This is a genomic window from Dietzia sp. Cai40, from assembly GCF_014145165.1.
Taxonomy (GTDB): domain Bacteria; phylum Actinomycetota; class Actinomycetes; order Mycobacteriales; family Mycobacteriaceae; genus Dietzia; species Dietzia natronolimnaea.
The window spans coordinates 1-4,263 of the sequence record NZ_JAALEB010000100.1 but is presented as its reverse complement, the minus strand read 5'-3'; the positions used below and the strand labels follow the sequence as shown (position 1 = coordinate 4,263).

The window sequence follows — 4,263 nt, the reverse complement described above, 5'->3', positions numbered from 1 at the left end:
GTCTGGGCGACCGACCGGGCCAGCTCGTCCCGCCGGTCCACGGCCTCGGACACCTGCTCGGCGAGTCGGGCACGGACGCTCTCCGCGTCCGCCAGCTCGGCGCGTCGGGTCACCAGGTCGTCGGCGGCCAACCGGAAGGTCGCGTCGCGGAGGTCGGCCTGGACGGACTGGGCACGGCGCGCCACCTCGGCCTGACGACCGAGGGGCTTGAGCTGGCGGCGCAGTTCGCCGGTCAGGTCACTCAGCCGGTCGAGGTTGCCCTGCATCCCGGCGAGCTTGCGCTGCGCCTTCTCCTTGCGACGACGGTGCTTGAGGATGCCGGCGGCCTCCTCGATGAAGGCGCGACGCTCCTCGGGTTTGGACTCGAGGATCTCGGCAAGTTTGCCCTGGCCCACGATCACGTGCATCTCGCGCCCGATGCCCGAGTCCGAGAGCAGCTCCTGGACGTCCATCAGGCGGGCGCGGTCCCCGTTGATCTCGTACTCCGCCGCACCATCGCGGAACATCCGCCGGGTCAGCGAGACCTCGGCGTAGTCGATCGGCAGCGTGCCGTCCGAGTTGTCGAGGGTGAGCGTCACCTCCGCGCGGCCGAGCGGCGCCTTCCCCGCGGTCCCCGCGAAGATCACGTCCTGCATCTTGCCGCCGCGCAGCGACTTGGCGCTGTGCTCCCCCATCACCCAGGTCAGCGCGTCGACGACGTTGGACTTACCGGAACCGTTGGGACCGACCACGCAGCAGATGCCGGGCTCGAACCTCAGCGTCGTCGGTGCCGCGAAGGACTTGAAGCCCTTGAGCGTCAACGATTTGAGGTACACGGGTGTCGATCCTAGGTCAGCGTTCGACGAATCCCGTCAGGTCACCGCGCGCCGGCTCCCAGGCGTCCACCACGAGGTCCACGTGGCCGGGGGTCCCGCGGCCGCGCAGGAGTTCCACCAGGGCCCGACACGCGGGCTCCGGTCCTTCCGCCACCACGTGTACCCGGCCGTCGGTCTTGTTGGCGGCGTACCCGACGAGGCCCAGTTCGAGTGCCCTGGACCGGGTCCACCACCGGAACCCCACGCCCTGGACCCGCCCGTGGACCCAGGCCACCAGCCGGACCGGGTCCGGATCCCGTCCGCTCATCGCGGGGCGTCCACTGCTGACGCGCCCGGCCCTCGTCCGGTCTCGAAACCCAACCCGATCTCGGACCCCGCCGCCAGCGTCCGGCCGACCGTGCACGCGGAGTCCACCGAGCGCCGGATCATTTCCAGCAGCCTGTCCCGCATGACCGGGTCGAGCCCGGAGAGGTCGAGCTCGTAGGTCTCCTCCAACCGCGGGTACCGCTCGGCCTCGCGGTCGGCGTCCCCGGAGACGTGGACGGTCGCGGCGTAGTCGTCGCCGAGTCGGCGGGAGACGGTGAAGTCCGAGGCCATCGCGGTGCACGACGCCAGGGCGATCTTGAGCAGTTCACCCGGGGTGAACACGCCCTCGACGTCCGCCGACCCGATCTCGACCCGCGCGCCCCGCGTCGAGTGCCCGACGTACCTCCGGGTCCCGGCCCGCTCCACCCGGAGCTCGGTGGCGGCCGGTGGGTTCTGTGAGGTGTCGTCCTTACCGGTCATCGTCATGACGGTCATCGTACGGAGCGGGCCCGGCGCGCCCCACCACGGCGGGGCGCCGCCTGGCAGGCGGGGCAGAAGTGGGAGCCCCGGTTCATGAAGTCCTCGCGGACCACCGGCGTCCCGCACCTCGCACAGGGACGCCCCGCCTGCCCGTAGACGTCGAGGGACCTGTCGAAGTACCCCGAGGCCCCGTTGACGTTGACGTACAGGGCGTCGAAGGAGGTGCCCCCGGCGGCCAACGCGTCCGACATCACGTCACGGGCGTGGCCGAGCACTCCGCGGACGGTGGCCAGCGTCAAGGCCCCCGCGCGCCGGCGGCCGTGGACACCGGAACGCCACAGTGCCTCGTCCGCATAGATGTTGCCGATGCCGGACACCACGGTCTGGTCCAGCAGGAGTCGTTTGATCTCGGTGTCCCGGCGGCGGATCGTCCGCGCCGTGGCCTGCTCGTCGAATCCGGGCTCGAACGGGTCGGCCGCCACGTGGGCGGCCGGCGCGGGCAGGAGCACCCGGGTGCCGTCGGCGGCCTCGGCCAGTGGGACGACGGTCCACCCGCCGAACGTCCTCTGGTCGACGAACCGCAGCTCCCTGCCGTCGTCGAGCAGGGCGCGGGCGTGGAGGTGTCGTACCTGCGGAGCGTCGGAGGTCGTGACCAGCATCTGGCCGCTCATCCCGAGGTGGACCAACAGGCAGTCGGCGCCGGCGGAGTGCTCACCGTCCAGGGTCAACCACAGGTACTTGCCCCGCCGGCCGGCACCGGTCACCACCCGATCTCGCAATCGGGCGACGATCTCCGCCGGACCGCCGGGCTGGCGGCGGGCCGTGCGGGCCCCGGTCACGTCGACGTCGAGTATCCGACGCCCCACCACGTGCGACTCGAGACCGCGTCGCACCACCTCGACCTCGGGGAGTTCCGGCATGTCAGCCCGTGGCCCGGTCCAGGGCGGCCCAGGCCTGCTCGGCGGCCTTCTGCTCGGCCTCCTTCTTGGTCCGGCCGACGCCCTCCCCCAGTGGATCGTCTCCGACCAGGGCCACCGCGGCGAAGGTCTTGTCGTGGTCCGGCCCGGTGGAGGTGATGTCGTACCGGGCCTTGGGCCGGCCGAGGGCCGAACACTTCTCCTGGAGGCTGGTCTTCCAGTCCAGCGCCGCTCCCAGGGTGGGCACCACCCGCAGCCGCTCACCGATGATCCCCTCGACGATCCCCCGCGCGACCTCCAGGCCATGGGTCAGGTAGACGGCACCGAACACGGCCTCCAGGGTGTCCGCCAGGATCGAGTGCTTGTCCCGCCCGCCGGTGAGTTCCTCTCCCCTGCCGAGGCGGAGGAGCGCACCGAGCCCGTCGGGGCCCATCTCGCGGGCGATATCGGCCAGGACGTAGGTGTTGACCAGGCTCGCCCGGATCTTCGCGAGGTCGCCCTCGGGGCGGTCCGGGTACGCGGTGTAGAGGTGTTCGGTCACGACGAGTTCCAACACGGCGTCGCCGAGGAACTCGAGCCGCTCGTTGTGCGGGAGTCCCCCGTGCTCGTAGGCGTACGACCTGTGGGTCAGCGCCTGTGCGGCCAGCTCCGGGGGCAGCTGTACACCCAGGACCGCGCCGAGCTCCGGGGAGGGGTCCGTCACCCGGCCCCCTCGTCGGTCCCGGGGTCCGCGAACTTCTCCGCCAGGCCGGCCCAGCGCGGATCGATGCGCCCCTCGGTGCTGCCGGAGACCCCGTCCGGCGCGGGGGTGTCGGGGTTGACGCAGTCGCTGAGACCGTAGTCCGTGCACGTGGGCGACATCGGGAACTCCAGGCCGAAGGCGTCGACCAGAGCGGGTTCCAGGTCCAGCAGATCCCCGTCGAGCAGCCGCACCTCGTCCTGCTCCGCGCCGTCCGCCGCGGCCGTCCCCTCGGCGGCGAACATCTCCGTCAGGTCCACGGAGACCTCGGTGGTGAACTCGCCGAGACACCGTGCGCACTCCACCGCGGCCCGCCCCGTGACGGTGCCGGTCACCAGCACCCCTTCCTCGACGAAGGTCAGGTCCAGGTCCAGGTCGACCTCGGCCCCCTCGGGGATCCGGATCAACTCGACCCCGATGTCCGACGGCAGCACCGCGGCACGCTGGACCTGCGTCATCGCCCCCGGGGACCGGGCGATGCTGCGGGTGTCGAGGACGAGGGAATCGGCGGCCGGGCGGCCTTGGCGTCGCTTGCGGGAGGTGGTGGACACGCCCAGCAGACTACCGTCTCCGATCAGTAGTCTCCGTACCCGTCGCCGTAGTGATCGCCCTCGCGGGCCCCGCGGCGGCCGGGGGCCTCACGTCGCCCGGCCGGGGTGACCCCGTGGAGTTCCTCGCGCCCGCGCGACACGGTACGGATGGTCGAGCCGAGGAACTCCTCGAACCGCGCCATCTTGTCGTCGATGTAGGCGTCGCACTCCTCGCGCCGACGGTCGCTCTCCGCGTGTGCGGCGTCCCGGATCCGGCTGGCCTCCTCGTCGGCGATCCGGACGACCTCGGACTCCGACAGCATCCGCTGCTGCTCCTGGCGGGCCTCGGTGATGGTGCGGTCGTAGATGATGTTGGCCTGCTCCACCAGCCGGTCGGACTCGGCGCGGGCACGGGCGGTGGTCGACTCGGCCTCGCGGCGGGACCGGTCGAGCAGATCGGCGGATTCCGCACGGGC

Annotated in this window: 6 protein-coding genes and 1 pseudogene; all 7 read right to left on the bottom strand. The window is 71.8% G+C overall.

Translation table 11 applies throughout. From position 1 onward, the window contains the following. A partial coding sequence (locus tag G6022_RS04835; RefSeq protein WP_182691087.1) for an AAA family ATPase occupies positions 1-815 on the bottom strand: 815 nt, incomplete at its 3' end. Between the two features lie 16 nt (positions 816-831). Then, entirely contained in the window at positions 832-1,122 is a 291-nt protein-coding gene (locus tag G6022_RS04830) for an acylphosphatase (protein WP_179525481.1), read from the bottom strand. After that, positions 1,119-1,607, bottom strand: a complete 489-nt coding sequence (locus tag G6022_RS04825; protein ID WP_182639916.1) for an OsmC family protein — start codon at positions 1,605-1,607, stop codon at positions 1,119-1,121. Before G6022_RS04825 ends, G6022_RS04830 begins: the two co-directional genes overlap by 4 nt. A 5-nt stretch (positions 1,608-1,612) precedes the next feature. Next, positions 1,613-2,521, bottom strand: coding sequence for a bifunctional DNA-formamidopyrimidine glycosylase/DNA-(apurinic or apyrimidinic site) lyase (gene mutM, locus G6022_RS04820; protein ID WP_182639915.1), 909 nt, complete (start codon positions 2,519-2,521; stop codon positions 1,613-1,615). Between the two features lies 1 nt (position 2,522). Beyond that, positions 2,523-3,221: a ribonuclease III gene (gene rnc / locus G6022_RS04815; RefSeq protein ID WP_179525484.1), complete on the bottom strand. Its 699-nt coding sequence runs from the start codon at positions 3,219-3,221 to the stop codon at positions 2,523-2,525. Continuing rightward, positions 3,218-3,808, bottom strand: coding sequence for a YceD family protein (locus tag G6022_RS04810; protein WP_179525485.1), 591 nt, complete (start codon positions 3,806-3,808; stop codon positions 3,218-3,220). The genes rnc and G6022_RS04810 overlap by 4 nt, the downstream gene beginning before the upstream one ends. Before the next feature lie 23 nt (positions 3,809-3,831). Continuing rightward, positions 3,832-4,263, bottom strand: a pseudogene (locus G6022_RS04805) (DivIVA domain-containing protein); the annotation flags it as partial.

Coding starts and splice junctions, on each gene's coding strand:
- G6022_RS04830 (WP_179525481.1), bottom strand. CDS start 1,122: ATGAGCGGACGGGATCCGGACCCGGTCCGGCTGGTGGCCTGGGTCCAC.
- G6022_RS04825 (WP_182639916.1), bottom strand. CDS start 1,607: ATGACGATGACCGGTAAGGACGACACCTCACAGAACCCACCGGCCGCC.
- mutM (WP_182639915.1), bottom strand. CDS start 2,521: ATGCCGGAACTCCCCGAGGTCGAGGTGGTGCGACGCGGTCTCGAGTCG.